11 protein-coding genes and 2 pseudogenes are annotated in these 16,105 nt (G+C 67.5%); 11 read left to right on the forward strand and 2 right to left on the reverse strand.

The features are described from left to right. On the reverse strand, positions 1-658 hold a 658-nt coding region (locus tag ACN675_RS03945), incomplete at its 3' end, for a DUF2786 domain-containing protein (RefSeq protein WP_420749612.1). A gap of 47 nt (positions 659-705) precedes the next feature. Here ACN675_RS03945 and ACN675_RS03950 point away from each other — a divergent pair. From ACN675_RS03950 to ACN675_RS03985, 8 genes and pseudogenes are all read left to right on the forward strand, one after another. After that, positions 706-1,779, forward strand: a complete 1,074-nt coding sequence (locus ACN675_RS03950) for an ABC transporter ATP-binding protein (protein ID WP_420749613.1) — start codon at positions 706-708, stop codon at positions 1,777-1,779. Between the two features lie 155 nt (positions 1,780-1,934). Continuing rightward, positions 1,935-3,212 (forward strand): ABC transporter substrate-binding protein, encoded by a 1,278-nt coding sequence (locus ACN675_RS03955; RefSeq protein WP_420749614.1) that lies wholly within the window; start codon positions 1,935-1,937, stop codon positions 3,210-3,212. A gap of 19 nt (positions 3,213-3,231) precedes the next feature. Continuing rightward, the gene (locus tag ACN675_RS03960; RefSeq protein ID WP_420749615.1) at positions 3,232-4,341 is read left to right on the forward strand and encodes a carbohydrate ABC transporter permease; all 1,110 of its coding nucleotides are present in this window, start codon (positions 3,232-3,234) and stop codon (positions 4,339-4,341) included. Next, positions 4,338-5,189, forward strand: a complete 852-nt coding sequence (locus ACN675_RS03965; RefSeq protein WP_420749616.1) for a carbohydrate ABC transporter permease — start codon at positions 4,338-4,340, stop codon at positions 5,187-5,189. The genes ACN675_RS03960 and ACN675_RS03965 overlap by 4 nt, the downstream gene beginning before the upstream one ends. Continuing rightward, positions 5,186-5,377 carry a hypothetical protein gene (locus tag ACN675_RS03970; protein ID WP_420749617.1) on the forward strand — a complete coding sequence of 64 codons (192 nt, stop codon included), beginning with the start codon at positions 5,186-5,188 and terminating at the stop codon, positions 5,375-5,377. The genes ACN675_RS03965 and ACN675_RS03970 overlap by 4 nt, the downstream gene beginning before the upstream one ends. Before the next feature lie 243 nt (positions 5,378-5,620). Beyond that, on the forward strand, positions 5,621-7,657 hold the full coding sequence (locus ACN675_RS03975) for a transglycosylase domain-containing protein (protein ID WP_420749618.1): 2,037 nt from the start codon (positions 5,621-5,623) through the stop codon (positions 7,655-7,657). 39 nt (positions 7,658-7,696) lie between these two features. Next, a pseudogene (locus tag ACN675_RS03980) lies at positions 7,697-7,807 on the forward strand (helix-turn-helix domain-containing protein); the annotation flags it as partial. Between the two features lie 42 nt (positions 7,808-7,849). Then, positions 7,850-8,373: pseudogene (locus ACN675_RS03985) on the forward strand (zinc-binding dehydrogenase); the annotation flags it as partial. A 102-nt stretch (positions 8,374-8,475) separates the two neighbouring features. Here the strand turns inward: ACN675_RS03985 and ACN675_RS03990 are convergent. After that, positions 8,476-11,613 carry an NAD-glutamate dehydrogenase domain-containing protein gene (locus ACN675_RS03990; RefSeq protein ID WP_420749619.1) on the reverse strand — a complete coding sequence of 1,046 codons (3,138 nt, stop codon included), beginning with the start codon at positions 11,611-11,613 and terminating at the stop codon, positions 8,476-8,478. Between the two features lie 176 nt (positions 11,614-11,789). Here ACN675_RS03990 and gabT point away from each other — a divergent pair, with 176 nt between their 5' ends. The 3 genes from gabT (at position 11,790) to ACN675_RS04005 (ending at position 15,941) form a co-directional block, all read left to right on the forward strand. Then, a complete protein-coding gene (gene gabT, locus ACN675_RS03995; RefSeq protein WP_420749620.1) occupies positions 11,790-13,148 on the forward strand; it encodes a 4-aminobutyrate--2-oxoglutarate transaminase in 1,359 nt (452 codons plus the stop codon). Positions 13,149-13,362: 214 nt separating this feature from the next. Further along, positions 13,363-14,829, forward strand: coding sequence for an aldehyde dehydrogenase family protein (locus ACN675_RS04000; protein WP_420749621.1), 1,467 nt, complete (start codon positions 13,363-13,365; stop codon positions 14,827-14,829). Then, positions 14,826-15,941 carry a CaiB/BaiF CoA transferase family protein gene (locus ACN675_RS04005; RefSeq protein WP_420749622.1) on the forward strand — a complete coding sequence of 372 codons (1,116 nt, stop codon included), beginning with the start codon at positions 14,826-14,828 and terminating at the stop codon, positions 15,939-15,941. Before ACN675_RS04000 ends, ACN675_RS04005 begins: the two co-directional genes overlap by 4 nt. Positions 15,942-16,105 lie beyond the last annotated feature (164 nt).

Raw genomic sequence — 16,105 nt, forward strand, 5'->3', positions numbered from 1 at the left:
TGGTGTAGAAATCGCGCAACTCGAGCTGTTTGTCGCGCAACACCAATTCCGTGCCCGGCACCGCGACCTCCGCTTCCTGCTCGGTCTGCTGCTTCGCCTCGGCCAGCCGTGCCCCGATCCGCGCCGCGAACGCCGACTGGAAGTTCAGGCGGGCGGTCACCCCGGCGACGGGCTTGCGCACCCGCGTGCGGACCCGCCGGCCCCCGCGCTGCTCGACGACCGTTCGCACCGTCGTCTCCTCCCGGTAGCTGCCCGCGCGCAGGTACGCGTCCGACGCCCGCACCATCTGCACCAGCAGCGACGAGTACAACGCCTCGCACACGTCGATGTCGGCGGCGAACCCGTACGCATAGATGACGGTGGAGGTGGCAGTGATGTCGCACTGCACGTCGTTGGCGGCGGCGATCGCCAGGAACAACTGCGCGTACGTGCGCAGCCCCTTCCTCCCGCTCTCCCCGATCGTGATGAGCCGCTGCACCGGCGTGGCCCGGCGTTCCCGGGACGCGGTGTGGGCGCGCGCGACCGCGAGATCCACGGACGACGCGGTCGCCAGACGTTGTGCCGCGGCCAGGAACGCGTCGGCTTCGTGCTGGTTGTCGGTCGATTCCGCCTGGCGGAGCAGGCCGCCGATACGGGTCAGCATCCGGTCGGAACTCACCGACAGAGAATAGGCGCGTTCGGCTTTGTCGCCTATTCTCTCGTGCCATGGCCTCAGTGACCTTCGACAAGGCGACCTGCCTGTTCCCCGGCTCGAACACGCCGGCGGTCGACGCATTGGATTTGAAGATCGAGGACGGGGAGTTCCTCGTGCTGGTCGGTCCGTCGGGTTGCGGCAAGTCCACGTCGCTGCGCATGCTCGCCGGTCTCGAGCAGGTTCACAGCGGCCGCATCCTCATCGGCGACACCGACGTCACCGGCCAGGACCCGAAGCAGCGGGACATCGCGATGGTGTTCCAGAACTACGCCCTGTACCCGCACATGTCGGTCGCCGAGAACATGGGCTTCGCGCTCAAGCTCGCGAAGACCCCGAAGGCGGAGATCCGCGAGCGGGTCGAGGAGGTCGCGAAGATGCTCGATCTCGAGCAGTACCTCGACCGCAAGCCCAAGGCCCTGTCGGGTGGTCAGCGTCAGCGCGTCGCCATGGGGCGCGCCATCGTCCGGCAGCCGCAGGTGTTCCTCATGGACGAGCCGCTGTCGAACCTGGATGCGAAGCTGCGTGTGCAGACCCGCACGCAAATCGCGCAGCTGCAGCGTCGCCTCGGCACGACCACCGTGTACGTCACCCACGACCAGGTCGAGGCCATGACCATGGGCGACCGGGTCGCGGTTCTCGAGAAGGGCATCCTGCAGCAGTGCGCGTCGCCGCGGGTGCTCTACAACCGGCCCGCGAACGTGTTCGTCGCCGGATTCATGGGCTCACCTGCGATGAACCTGTTCACGCTGCCGGTGTTCGACCGCGGCGCGATCCTCGGCGAGACGTACGTGCCGATCCCGCGTGACATCGTCGGTGAGGTCCACGAGACCGAGGTCGTCGTCGGTATCCGTCCCGAGCACATCCAGATCACCGAGTACGGTCTCGCGATGGACGTCGACGTCGTCGAGGAGCTCGGCTCCGACGCCTACGTGTACGGCCGCGCGTACATCGCGGGTCGCTCGCAGGAGATCGTGGCGCGCGGCGACTGGCGGAATCCGCCGCAGAAGGGCGAGCGCATCTACCTGAACTTCGATCCGGAACAGGTGCATGTGTTCTCGACGAAGGACGGTCGCCGGCTCGGCTGAGCACGGTCGACGACGAGGCCTGCGGGAACGGACATGACCGATTCAGGTTGGGAGCAATATCCCCTTTTCCCGGTCTCGCATGCCAGAGTAGGTGCCGATGTCGGTGGCCATAGGCTGCCGACGAGGAGTTTTCCGAATCCGAACGGGAGTAATCCATGGTTCTGAACACGAAGGCGGTCCGCCGCGCAGCGGTCGCTGCATCGGCGGCGTCGCTGCTGGTCCTGACTGCTTGCTCGTCCGACGACGGCTCGAGCAGCGACAGCAGCGGCACGGCGTCCGCGGCCGGCGAAGGGCGCGGCCCGATCACCATCGTCGAGGGTCAGGACCCCCTGAACGCGGCGCTCGAGAACATCATCGCCGACTGGAATGCCGAGCATCCGGACGAGACGGTGACCTTCAAGCCGCTGGCGAAGGAAGCCGACGACCAGTACGACGACATCGCCCAGCGCATGCAGGCGAAGAGCGACGAGTACGACCTCGTGGCCGTCGACGTGACCAACACCGCCGAGTTCGCCGCCAACGGCTGGCTGCTGCCGCTCGAGGGCGACTACGCCATCTCGACCGACGGCCTGCTGCCCGCGACCGTCGAGTCGGGCACCTACAACGGAACCCTGTACGCGGCTCCGAAGAACACCAACGCCGCGTTCCTGTACTACCGCACCGACCTCGTCGACCAGGCCCCGGCCACATGGGCGGACCTGCAGGCGGAGTGCCCGAAGGCCGTCGAGGCGGGCATCGACTGCTACCTCGGCCAGTTCAAGAACTACGAGGGCCTGACGGTCAACGTCACCGAGATCGTCAACGCCTTCGGCGGCAGCTTCGTCGCGGAGGACGGTCTCACCCCGTCGATCGACGACAAGACGAGCGAGGGTCTGCAGTTCATCGTCGATCGCTTCGCGGACGGCACTATCCCGGCGGCCGCGCAGACCTACACCGAAGGTGAGTCTCAGACCGCGTTCGGCGACGGCAAGGCGCTGTTCCTGCGCACGTGGCCGGGCTTCTACACCGACGGCGAGTCCTCGTCGATCGCCGGCAACTACGGCATCGCGGTCCTCCCCGGTGTCGACGGACCGGGCGTCTCCACCCTCGGTGGCTACAACGTCGGCATCAGCGCGTTCTCGGATGCGCCGGCGACCGCGCGTGACTTCCTCGAGTTCATGCAGACCCGCCAGTCGCAGACCTACTACGCCGAGGTCGGCGGCGCGCCGGTCCTCGCCGAGGTCTACGACGACCCGGCGATTCTCGAGCAGTTCCCGTACTTCGCGACGCTGAAGGAAGCGCTCGAGAGCGCGAAGCCGCGTCCGTCCTCGCCGTACTACTCGAACGTGTCGAAGGCGATCGCCGACAACTCGTACGCGGCGATCCGGAACGAGAAGACCGTCGAGCAGGCGCTCGCGGACATCAAGGCCGGCATCGAAACCGCCGGCAACTGATCCACTAGGAGCAGTACCTATGGCAGAACCGCAGGTCCATGCCGGTCACGAAGACCGCCGACCGGTTCCCGCGGATCCGCCACACGATTCCGCGGTCGGGACCGAGTACCTCGGTCCCGACCGCGACCGTGTGCACGGACGGCACCGGGTGACCGAACCTCCGGAGCCGAGCGCGCCCGCGATCAAGCAGCGCCGCCGGATCCCTCCGTGGATGTTCGTGGCGCCGTCCCTCGCCGTGCTCGCCGTCATCATCCTGTACCCGCTCGGGCGGGCGGTCTGGATGTCGCTGCACGGCGACGCGAAGAAGCTCGATCCCGAAACCGGCCGGTTCGTCGAGGGCGGTTTCGTCGGCTTCGAGAACTACGTCCGGTGGATCACCCAGTCCTGCGGTACCGCCACCGGCAGCATTCCGTGCCCGCCGGGCACGCTGGGCTCCCAGTTCTGGGGCTCGATCTTCAACACGTTCTTTTTCACCGTCGTCACCGTCTCGCTCGAGACCGTCATCGGTTTCGCGATGGCGGTCGTGATGGCGAAATCGTTCCGTGGTCGCGGGTTGCTCCGCGCATCGGTGCTGGTGCCGTGGGCGATCCCGACCGCGGTCACCGCGAAGCTGTGGTTCTTCATCTTCGCCAACGACGGCATCGCCAACAAGATGCTCGGCACGGACATCCTGTGGACGGCGGATCCGTGGCCGGCCCGGTTTGCGATCATCGTCGCGGACGTGTGGAAGACCGCGCCGTTCATGGCGCTGCTCATCCTCGCCGGCCTGCAGATGATCCCGGCGGAGGTGTACGAGGCCGCGAAGGTCGACGGCGCGAACGCGTGGCAGCGTTTCAAGATGATCACGTTGCCGCTGGTCAAGCCGGCGCTGATGGTCGCGATCCTGTTCCGCACGATGGACGCGCTGCGCATGTACGACCTGCCGGCCATCATGATGGGCTCGAACCCCGCGACCTCCACGATCTCGGTGCTGGTCGTCGAGCAGATGCGTCAGGGCGCGAATTCGGCGTCCGCGTTGTCGACGATCACGTTCCTCATCATCTTCGCGGTCGCGTTCGTGCTGGTGCGGTTCCTCGGTGCCAACGCCGTGCAGACGCAGGAGGCGCAGCGGAAGGGAGACGTCGGATGAGCAGTCCCGGTACCGGAGGTACGAGGGTGCGCTCGGCCGGCACGTATGCCGGGGTGATCCTCATCGTCCTGTGGGGCCTGGCGCCCTGCTACTGGATGATCGTCACGGCGCTGCGCGAGCCGTCCGAGACGTTCAGCACGTCGCTGTGGCCCGCGAATCCGACGCTGCAGAACTTCGCCGACGCCCTCGATCCCGACGCGAAGGTGAACTTCTCCCGCGCGCTGATGAACAGCGTCATCATCGCCGGTGCGACCACCGCGGTCGCGCTGCTGCTCGGTGTGTTCACCGCCTACGCGCTGTCCCGGTTCGATTTCCGGGGCAAGTACTTCGTCACCGGCATCATCCTGGGTGCGTCGATGTTCCCGGTGGTGGCGCTGGTGACGCCGCTGTTCCAGTTGTTCACCGACATCGGCTGGATCGGCAGTTACCAGGCGCTGATCATCCCGAACATCTCGTTCGTGCTGCCGCTGACGGTGTACACGTTGACCTCGTTCTTCTCGGAACTGCCGTGGGAACTCGAGGAGGCGGCCCGGATGGACGGTGCGACGCGCGGGCAGGCGTTCCGGTTGGTGATGCTGCCGCTCGCCGCGCCGGCGATGTTCACCACCGCGATCCTGGCGTTCATCGCGACCGTGAACGAGTACCTGCTGATGTCGCAGCTGTCGAGCGAGAAGACCGCGCCGGTGACGGTCGCGATGGCACGGTTCACCGGCACCGATCCGTACGTGACGCCGTACGCGTCGATCATGGCCGGCGGCACGCTGGTGATGGTGCCGCTGGTGATCATGGTGCTGATCTTCCAGCGCCGTATCATCGCGGGTCTGACCGCGGGCGGCGTGAAGTCGTGAGGCGGGTTCCCCGGCGGCAGCGGCTCGAGATGCTGCTGGGGTTCCTGACCGTGTTCACGGTCATGGCGCTGATCGCCGCGATCGCCGAGTTGTGGTCCTCGGCGCCGGGCATCGTCCCGGCACTGGTGCTGCTCGGCTTCGCGGTCGCGTGGGGTTTCGCGTTCCGGGCCTGGCGGAGGGCGCCGTAGGCGCCCGTGTGCCTTTGTGGCGGTGGGAGGCGCCACAAATAGACACCGACACGGCCCGTGCGCCTTCGATCACAGTTGTCGCGGACTACGTACCATACGGATGACAGGGTGCGATGATCTGTCGAGCCCGGATTTCGCCAGAAAGTAGCCCGTGTGAGTTCTTCGTCGTCGTCGCCTTCCAGACCTGCCACCCCCGCCAAGTCACGGGGGTGGCGCCTTGTCCGTTACCTTGTGCTCGCCGTCGTGGCGCTCCTGGTGATCGTGCCCGGCATCGGCTTCGCGGTGGCGTACATGTCGGTCGACGTACCGCGTCCGTCGGACATGAAGAACGATCAGGTGGCCACGATCTACGCGGCCGACGGCACCACGGTGCTCAGCACGGTCGTGCCGCCCGAGGGCAACCGCACCGAGGTGGACATCGAGGAAGTTCCCGAGCACGTCCGCAACGCGGTGCTGTCCGCGGAGGACCGCAACTTCTACACCAATCCCGGCTTCTCGATCTCCGGGTTCGTGCGCGCGGCGCGCGACAACGTGATGGGCAAGGAAACCGCCGGTGGTGGTTCGACGATCACCCAGCAGTACGTGAAGAACGTGCTGGTCGGCGCGGACCGGACGATCACCCGCAAGATGCGGGAGCTGGTCGTCTCCACCAAGATGGCCCGGCAGTCGTCGAAGGACGAGATCCTGCAGGCCTACCTGAACACCATCTACTTCGGTCGCGGTGCGTACGGCATCGCGGCGGCGTCGCAGGCGTACTTCGGCAAGCCCGTCGGTCAGCTGTCGGTGTCCGAGGGGGCGGTGCTCGCCGGGGTGATCCAGAGCCCGTCGTCGCTGGATCCGGAGTTCAACCGGCCGGCGATCGAGGCGCGCTGGACGTATGTGCTCGACGGCATGGTCGAGATGGGCGTGCTGGATGCCGGTGAACGTGACGAGCAGCAGTTCCCGCCGACAGTTCCGTCGAATCAGCTTGCGCAACAGAATGATTCGACCGGCCCGGAAGGTCACGTCAAGAACCAGGTGCTGCGTGAACTGTCCGCCGCCGGCATCAGTGAGCAGACGCTGAACACCGAGGGACTGCGGATCACGACGACCATCGATCCGGTTGCGCAGCAGGCGGCGATCGACAGCGCTCGCAGCACCCTCGAAGGTGAGGACGGGAGCCTGCGGACCGCGGTGGTGTCGATCGACCCGCGCACCGGCGCCGTGCGCGCCTACTACGGCGGCGAGGAGGGTGCGGGTTTCGACTTCGCGCAGGCACCGCTGCAGACCGGTTCGTCGTTCAAGGTGTTCGGCCTGGTCGCGGCTCTGCGGCAGGGCATCGGCCTGAACGCCCGCTTCGACAGCTCGCCGCTCAAGGTCGGCAACATCGAGATCGGCAACGTCGAGGGCGCCTCGTGCGGCAAGTGCACGATCGCCGAGGCCCTCAAGCGGTCGCTGAACACGAGCTTCTACCGGTTGATGATGTCGATGGACGACGGCCCGCAGGCGATCGCCGACGCCGCGCACGACGCCGGCATCCCCATGACCATCCCGGGCGTGGAGGGGACCACGCTGAGTCACGAGGGCGGCCCGCCGGAGGGCGGAATCGTTCTGGGGCAGTACCAGTCCCGCGTCATCGACATGGCCTCGGCCTATGCGACGCTCGCCGCGTCCGGCACCTTCCACGAGCCGTTTTTCGTCCAGCGGGTCGAGACGGCCGACGGCGACGTGCTGCTGGACCGCCCCGCCTCCCCCGGCGAATTCCGGCTCGATCCGGCGGTCGCCGACAACGTCACGCAGGCCATGCTGCCGATCGCCGCGTACTCGCGCGGTCACGCGCTGGCCGGGGGTCGTCCGTCGGCGGCGAAGACCGGCACGACCCAGCTCGGGGACACCGGCCTGAACAAGGACGCATGGATGGTCGGGTACACGCCGTCGCTGTCGACGGCGGTGTGGGTCGGCACCCCCGATGGCGAGGCGATCGTCAACAGCTGGGGCGGATCCATCTACGGTTCGGGCCTGCCGTCGGACATCTGGAAGGGCACGATGGACGGTGCGCTCGAGGGCACCGACTTCGAGAGCTTCCCGTGGCCGGACCCGATCGACGGCCAGGCGGGCGTGCCCGCCGACGCGGGGATCAGCGAAACGACGACGACCGCTCCCCCGCTGCCGCAACTGACGTTGCCGGAACTGCCGCCGATCACCCTGGAAGCACCGCCGGTGGACATCCCGGATGTGCCGATCGACCTGCCGCCGCAGATCGAGGTGTTCCCGGGTATCACGATCAGAATCCCCGGCTGACCCGGGCGCGGGTGCCCGGGCAGCGCCGACGATCGGGGCATGGCCGATTCGCCGTCCGGTGACTCGATTCTCGACCGCGTCGTACGCATCCTCGAATCCTTCGACGACGCACAACCGGCGTTGACCGTCAGCGCCCTGGCCCGACGGTCCGGGTATCCCGCAGGCGACGATGTACCGGCTCGTCGACGAGATGGCATCAACGCCGTGCAGGGTGCGGTGCAGGCCGGGGCACGGTACGTGGTTGTGGTCGATCCGCTTGCCTTCAAGCGGGAGACAGCATTGAAGTTCGGAGCCACACACGCCTTCGCGACTGCGGAAGAAGCGGCGGTGAAGGTCGATGAGTTGAGCTGGGGTCAGGGCGCGGATCAGGCGCTGGTCCTGGTCGGCACGGTCGACGAGGAGGTGATCGCAGCGGCGACTGCCGTGATCGGTAAGGGTGTCACCGTCGTCATCACGGGTCGGCCGATCCGAGCAAACTGACCGTGCATGTGTCGGGAGCCGATCTGACGCTCAACGAGAAGACGATCAAGGGGACTTTGTTCGGCTCGGCCAACCCGCAGTACGACATCGTTCGATTGCTGCGTATGTACGACCAGAGCGAACTGAAACTCGACGAACTCGTCACGACGCGTTACTCGCTCGAGGAAGTCGACCAGGGGTACGAGGATCTGCGCAACGGCAAGAATATTCGCGGAGTGATCGTGCACGCTCGGTAACGGACCCAACCGCGCAGTGACCCACAGGAAGCGTCTCACACCCTCCTCGGCGAGGTGTGGCGCCCTTTCCGGATCTCCCGGATCCGAAAGGGCGCCATCCCGTCACCGCTCCGTTGCGCGCACGAGCAGGTGCAGTTCCGCGCCGAGCGTGCATGCCTGCGCCAGATCGATCCGCCCGTCCCGGCACAGTTCGTCGGTCAGGCGCGTCACCCGAGCGATCGCGTCCGGAACCCGCTGCTTCCATCGCGCCAGTATCGCGTCGACGTCCGTCAGGGTGTGTGGACCGCAGTCCCGACGCAGGATTGCGGCGACGAGGCGGTGGTGGCCTTCGGTGAGTTCGTCCCGCACGGTGGCGCGCGCCATGCTGTCCCACCAAGTGTGGGACCCGGTGGCCGGATCCAGTGACATCCTCTCGATTCCGAGCAACGGTCCCGTCGCCGCGTGCATCCGGGCAACGAGGTGTGCCGGGCAGTCCAGCGTGTACGCGGTGTCCACCAACGCCGGGCACTCGGCGAGAAGTCGGAAGTCCGGTCCGTCACCGGCCACGCCGACCCCGACCAGATCTGCGACCCCGGCACTCAGTCGCTCGATTTCGGCGGTCACGTCGAGGGGCGACGGCCGCAGCCGCAGAATCCACAAGACCGCATGCTCGATGAACTCCTGGACCGCGGCGAGCTGCTCCCAGCGGTCTGCACCGGAAACCGAACGGTCCCGCGCTTCGGCCCACAACCGGTCGGTGTCGAACACCGCCCGGACCACTGCGTACGCTCGGGCAACCGCCGGCGTGCGCACCCCCAACCGTTCCTCGAGCTGGTAGATCATTCCCGGACCGACATGATCGACGAGATCGGAGGCCATCCGGGTCGCGATGATCTCGCGACGTAGAGGATGGTCTCGGATCTCGTCCCGCAACAGGTCACGCATGCGGGTGGGGAAGTACTCGAGGGCGACGGCGGCGAAAACGGGGTCGTCGGGCACATCGGAGTCGAGCAGGTCCCGGCACACAACGTTCTTCGACCGGGCGAGCAGCACCGCGATCTCCGGCCTGGTCAACCCACGGCCGGCGCCGGCTCGGGCGGCCAACTCCTGCACGGTGGGCAGTACCTCGGTGCTGCGTCGGATACCGCTGGTCTCGAGGTGGATGATGAGCCGCTCGTGCCTGCCGAGTAGCCGGGCCGCACGTGAGACGGCAAGTCCGAGCGCCACTGATTGGTCCCGGTTCATGAGTAGCACCGTCCGGGCCACCTCGTCCCGGGCGTCACCGAGCAGCCGGTCGCGTTCCTCGAGAGTCAGAGATCCCTTGTGCCGAGCGGATTCCAGGGCGATCTTCAGATTCACCTCGGCGTCGGAAGTGGCCACCCCGGCCGCATTGTCGATGAAGTCCGCATTGATACGCCCGCCGGCGGCCGCGAACTCGATGCGGGCCCGCTGCGTGAAACCGAGGTTGCCGCCCTCTCCCACGACGCGACACCGCAACTGCGACGCGTCGACACGGACGGTGTCGTTCGCCGGATCGGCTGCATCCGTGTGGTTCTCGGACGAGGCCTTGACGTAGGTGCCGACACCACCGTTCCAGAGCAGGTCCACCGGCGCTGTCAGCAGCGCCTTGATCAACCCGTCCGGGGTGGTGGTCGGATGGGATAGTCCGAGCAGGCGGCGTGCCGGTTCCGGGACGTTGATGGACTTCGCGGAGCGTGGCCATACACCTCCTCCGGCGGAGAGGACGTCGCGATCGAAGTCGTCCCAGCTCGATCCGGGAAGCTCGAACAGTCGACGTCGCTCCGCGTAGGCGCGAGCCGGGCGGGGATCCGGGTCGAGGAAGATGTGCCGGTGATCGAAGGCGCCGACGAGGCGCAGATGCGGGGAGAGCAGCATTCCGTTGCCGAAGACGTCGCCGGACATGTCCCCGATCCCCACCGCCGTCAACTCGGTGGTGTCGACGTCGATGTCGAGGTCGGCGAAGTGCTCGCGGACCGCGACCCACGCGCCGCGCGCGGTGATGCCCATCGCCTTGTGGTCGTATCCGCTCGATCCGCCCGAGGCGAAGGCGTCACCGAGCCAGTAGTCGTACTCCGCGGCGATGGAGTTGGCCAGGTCCGAGAACCGGGCAGTGCCCTTGTCGGCGGCCACTACCAGATAGGCATCGTCCCCGCCATGGACGATGGTGCGGTCCGGGTGGACGATCTGCCCGTCGACGATGTTGTCGACGAGGTCGAGCATTCCCCGGATGAAGGTCGAATATGCTTGGGCGGGAGTTACATCCGAGTTCGTCCGGATGAACGCGCCTTTGGCTCCGACGGGGACGATGGGCGCGTTCTTCACGATCTGGGTCTTCATCAGACCGAGGACCTCGGTGCGGTAGTCCTCAGGACGGTCCGAGAACCGCAGCCCACCGCGGGCGACGGTGCTGCTCCGCACGTGAATGCCCTCCACGTGGTCCGAGTGAACGAAGATCTCGCGGTGGGGCACGACAGGCCCGGGATCGGCCAGATGACCGGAATCGAGCATGAAGGCCCCGTACGGTTTCGGCGCGCCGTGTTCGTCGTGCTGGTACCAATTGGTGCGCACAGTGGCGGTGACGAACGATTCCAGGCTGCGCAGGATGCGGTCCTCGTCGAGGCTTTCCGCCGCGCCGCGCCGCTCGGCGAGCGTACGTTCGGCGGCGTCGTCCCGGTTGGGCCGGTCGGGGTCGAGGCGCGCGGAGAAGCAGGCGACCAGAGCTTCGACAAATCCGGAGTGCCGGCAGAGTGTGTCGACAACATACCGTTCCGACATGATCAGACCCGCCTGGCGGGCGAAGCGGGCTGCGGCCCGGACCAGGGCGATGTCCCGCACACCCACGTCGGCGACGACGGCGAGGCGGGAGTATCCGTCGACGACGGTGTGGCCCTGTGCGTGGGCGTCGAAGACCGCCGCCACCCGGTGCGGCGAACCGGATCGCCACTCCGGGGGCGTGACGAACGCGAACCGATGGACCCGGCAGTCCGCATCGTCGGTCGTCAGCAGTTCGTGATCGTCTATCCGCAGTCCGAAGTGCTCGAATGTGTGGACGGAGTCGGTCAACAGCGGGTCTCGGCCCGGCCATCTCATGACTGCACAGGCGGTGCTGTCGGAGGCGGAGTCCTCCACGAACAGCAAGGACGGTCCGGCATCCTGCGAGCACACGAGACGTCGCGCGGCCCCGGCGACGTCGGCGGGCGCCGGTTCGTACGGGTGCGTGGGGGCGGTGTCGGTGGTCATCTGCATGTCCTTTCGGTCACCCGGTGTCGGCCGCGGTGTGCCGTCAGTCTGCGGCGAACCGTCCGAGACAGACATGTACGTGATGTCCACACTTGCGGCAGAATTGTACTTGTAGTCCATCAGCGACCCGAGTCTCCCCTCCTACAGTTCGAGGAAACCGACCGAGGGAGAAGGACATGACCGCAGTGGAACTCGTTCAGGGTGGGCCCGGACTTGAGCAGGCCCGCCGCATCGTGACGGAGATCCCGGGACCCCGGTCCCGCGAACTGGCGCAACGCCGCGCCGCCGCGTTGCCGGCGGGTCTGGCCAGTGGCGCCGAGATCTACGCGGCGGCGGGCGGCGGGGGTGTGCTCGTCGACGTGGACGGGAACTCCTTCATCGACCTCGGTTCCGGCATCGCCGTCACCACCGTCGGCAACTCCGCGCCGCGGGTCGTCGAGCGCGCCACCGCGCAGCTGCGGCAGTTCACCCACACGTGCTTCCTCGCCACGCCGTACGAGCCGTACATCGAGGTCGCCGAGATCCTCAACCGGTTGACCCCGGGAAGCCACGCCAAGCGCACGGCACTGTTCAACACGGGCAGCGAGGCAGTCGAGAACGCAGTGAAGTACGCCCGCGCGGCGACCGGTCGGTCTGCCGTGGTCACGTTCGACCATGCCTTCCACGGCCGGACACTGATGACGATGACCATGACGGCGAAGAACCAGCCCTACAAGCACTCCTTCGGTCCGTTCGCCCCGGAGGTCTATCGCGCGCCGATGGCCTACCCCTACCGGTGGCCCAGCGGGCCCGACCACGCCGCGGAGGAGGCGTTCGAGCAGTTCCGTCTGCTCGTCGACGCCCAGATCGGTGCGGACCAGGTGGCTTGCGTCGTCGTCGAACCCATTCAGGGCGAAGGGGGCTTCATCGTTCCCGCCGACGGTTTCCTTCGGCGCATCGCCGACTTCTGCCGGGACCGCGGCATCCTCGTCGTCGCCGACGAGGTGCAGACCGGAATCGCCCGCACCGGAGCGTGGTTCGCGTGCGAGCACGAGGGACTCGTGCCGGATCTGATCGTCACGGCCAAGGGACTCGCCGGCGGGCTCCCGCTCGCCGCCGTCACCGGCCGGGCCGAGATCATGGACCGCGCTCACCCCGGCGGCATCGGTGGCACCTACAGCGGTAACCCCGCGGCGTGTGCTGCGGCGCTCGGCGTCTTCGAGACGATCGAAGACCAGCATCTGCTCGATCGTGCCCAGGAGATCGGCGCACTGATGCTGAGGGAACTGCGCGACATCGGCACGCGTCACCCCGTCGTCGGCGACGTCCGTGGCCGCGGCGCCATGATCGCTGTCGAACTCGTCGAGCCCGGTACGACCAACCCCAACCGCGAGGCCGTCGCGGAGATCACCCGGTACTGTCAGACCCACGGAGTCCTCACCCTGACGGCCGGAACCTTCGGGAACGTGCTCCGGTTCCTGCCGCCGCTGTCGATCTCCGATGCACTGCTCACCGAGGCGTTCTCGGTACTGCGCGACGCATTCGCGGCCCTCTGATCACCTCGATTCCGGGCGGCGGGCCATGACCACCACCGCGCTCGGCGCCGGCGACCTCACACCGAAGCACTCGCCACCACGGCACGACAACAACCTCGAGTCGGTGCTGACCTACCAGGCACCAGTGAGATGCACCAACGCTCGATCGGTCGCGCGTCGACCGGTCAGGCCGCATTTTGCTGACCCGCACCATCGACACGTCGAAGGACACATCATGACGACACCTGTTCTGCTGCAACACTATATCGACGGCAAGTGGTTCGACGGCGAGGGCGAGACCGTGACCAGCATCAGCCCCGCCGAGCCGGACGTCACCGTCGCCCACGGCCGGGCGGCCACCGGCGACGACGTCGACGCGGCCGTCGCTGCCGCGCGCGCCGCGGCGGGGCACTGGGCGAAGACCCCCGCGCACGAACGCGGTGCCGTCCTCACCCGGGCAGCCTCCGTCGTCGAATCGTCCGCCGAACAATGGGGTGTGGAACTCGCCCGCGAGGAAGGCAAGACGCGCGGCGAGGGTGTCGCCGAGGTGCTCCGCGCCGCCCAGATCCTGCGCTTCTACGGCGGGGAGGGCGATCGCGAAGCCGGTCAGGTATTCGCCTCCCCGCGGCGTGGGGAGCAGATCCTGGTCGCGCGCAAGCCCGTCGGTGTAGTCGGGGTCATCACTCCCTTCAACTTCCCCATCGCCATCCCCGCCTGGAAGATCGCCCCGGCCCTGACCTACGGCAACACCGTCGTGTGGAAGCCGGCGGGTACCGTGCCGCTGCTGGCGATGCGGCTCATGCAGGCCCTCGCCGATGCGGGCCTGCCGCCCGGGGTGCTCAACCTCGTCATCGGCGGCCGCACGGTCGGCGCCGGGATCGCCGATCATCCGGGCATCGACGCGCTGACCTTCACCGGTTCGACTGCGGTCGGCCGGAGCCTCGCGGCGGCAGGAGCTGCGCGGGGCGTGCCGGTACAGGCCGAGATGGGAGGGAAGAACGCGGCCGTCGTGCTCGGCGACGCGGACCTCGATCTCGCCGCCGAGCAGGTACTGCTCGGTGCATTCCGATCGTCGGGGCAGAAGTGCACGGCAACCTCACGGCTGATCGTCACCGACGACATCGCCGACGAGTTCGTCGGTGAACTCGTCGCGCGGATCGGGAAGTGGACCGTCGGCAATCCCTTGGACGAGCACGTTCACATGGGCCCCGTGATCGACGGTGCGGCACGGATGTCGATCCGGACAGGTGTCGACGAGGCGGTCCGGCAGGGTGCCCGAGTGCTGTGCGGCGGGCGACCGTACGAGGACGGTGAACTCGCGGCCGGGTTCTTCGTGTCCCCCACCGTGCTCGAGCTACCCGGCGCCGGGCTCGATGTGTGGCGGGAGGAGTTGTTCGGACCCGTCCTGGCCGTGTGCCGTGCGGCGGACACCGAGGCGGCGTTCGCGCTCGCCGACGACAGCGATTACGGATTGTCGGCGGCAGTGTTCACCCAGGACCTCACCCGTGCGCTCGGGGCGCTCGAGGACCTGGACGTGGGCATCCTGCACATCAACTCCGAATCCGCCGGCGCCGACCCGCACGTCCCGTTCGGTGGCGTGAAGAAGAGCGGGTACGGCCCGAAGGAACAGGGCCGTGCCGCAAGGGAATTCTTCACTCACACCACGACCGTCTACCTTCGCGGCGGGAGGCCGATCGCATGAGCAAGGGCGCACTCGACGGTATCGTCGTCGCCGATTTCACCCGGGTCCTCGCCGGTCCCTACGCCACGATGATGCTCGCGGACATGGGTGCCGAGGTCGTCAAGATCGAACGTCCGGACACCGGCGACGACACCCGGGCATGGGGACCGCCCTATGACGACGCGGGTTCGGCCACGTACTTCAATTCGGTGAACCGCAACAAGACGTCCGTGGTCCTCGACCTCGCGTCGGAGCAGGGCCGGGCCGAAGCCCTGCGACTCGTCGCGCGCGCGGACATCGTGGTCGAGAACTTCCGGGCGGGCACCATGGAGCGGCTCGGCCTGGGCTACGACGACCTGCTCGACGTCAACCCGGGTCTGATCTACTGTTCCGTCACCGGATTCGGGAGCGGGGACGGAGCGGCCCTACCGGGCTACGATCTGCTCGTGCAGGCCGCCGGAGGGCTTATGAGCATCACCGGGCCCGAGGCCGGCACGCCGACGACGGTGGGCGTCGCGGTCGTCGACGTACTCACGGGTCTGCACGCGCTCGCCGGGGTCCTCGCTGCGCTGCACCACCGGGAGCGTACCGGCGAGGGGCAGCGTGTCGAAACCAATCTTCTTGCCGTGCTTCTGTCGTCACTCGTCAATCAGGGATCGGCGTACCTCGGCGCCGGGGTGGTGCCCGGTATCCTCGGAAACCGGCATCCGAGCATCGCCCCGTACGAGGTGCTCCCGACCAAGGACCGGCCGCTGGCGCTGGCAGTGGGAAACGACAAGCAGTTCACCCGGTTCGCCGAGACGATAGGCGCGCCGGAATTGGCCACCGACCCGCGGTTCAGCAGCAACCCGTCGCGTGTCGCCCACCGCGAGGAACTGCGCGGAGAGATCACCTCGATCCTCACGACGGCCGGGGCAGACTACTGGTACGACGAGCTCTCCCGCGTGGGTGTCCCGGCCGGGCCCATCAACAACATTGCCGAGGCCTTCGAATTCGCTCGACGTCTCGGTCTCGACGCCGTTGTGTCCGTGCCGGGAAGCGCTACTCCACAGGTCGGAAACCCGTTGAGCTTCTCCAGGACTCCGGTCCGGTATCGATCGGCTCCGCCACCCCTGGGCGGAACCGCGGACTGACCGGCGGGAATGGAGGAGGGCCCGTCCCGTCGCGTCCTGCCGTGACGGGACGGGCGTCGTACGGACGACAGAACATCTCCCGGTCGATTCCAGACGAAATCTATTCGTCTGCCATAACTTTGCAATGCGCGGGGGTCGTGCGGACGGGACGCGTTGTGAGGTCG

This window comes from Rhodococcus sp. O3 (assembly GCF_048897285.1).
Classification (GTDB): Bacteria; Actinomycetota; Actinomycetes; order Mycobacteriales; family Mycobacteriaceae; genus Rhodococcus.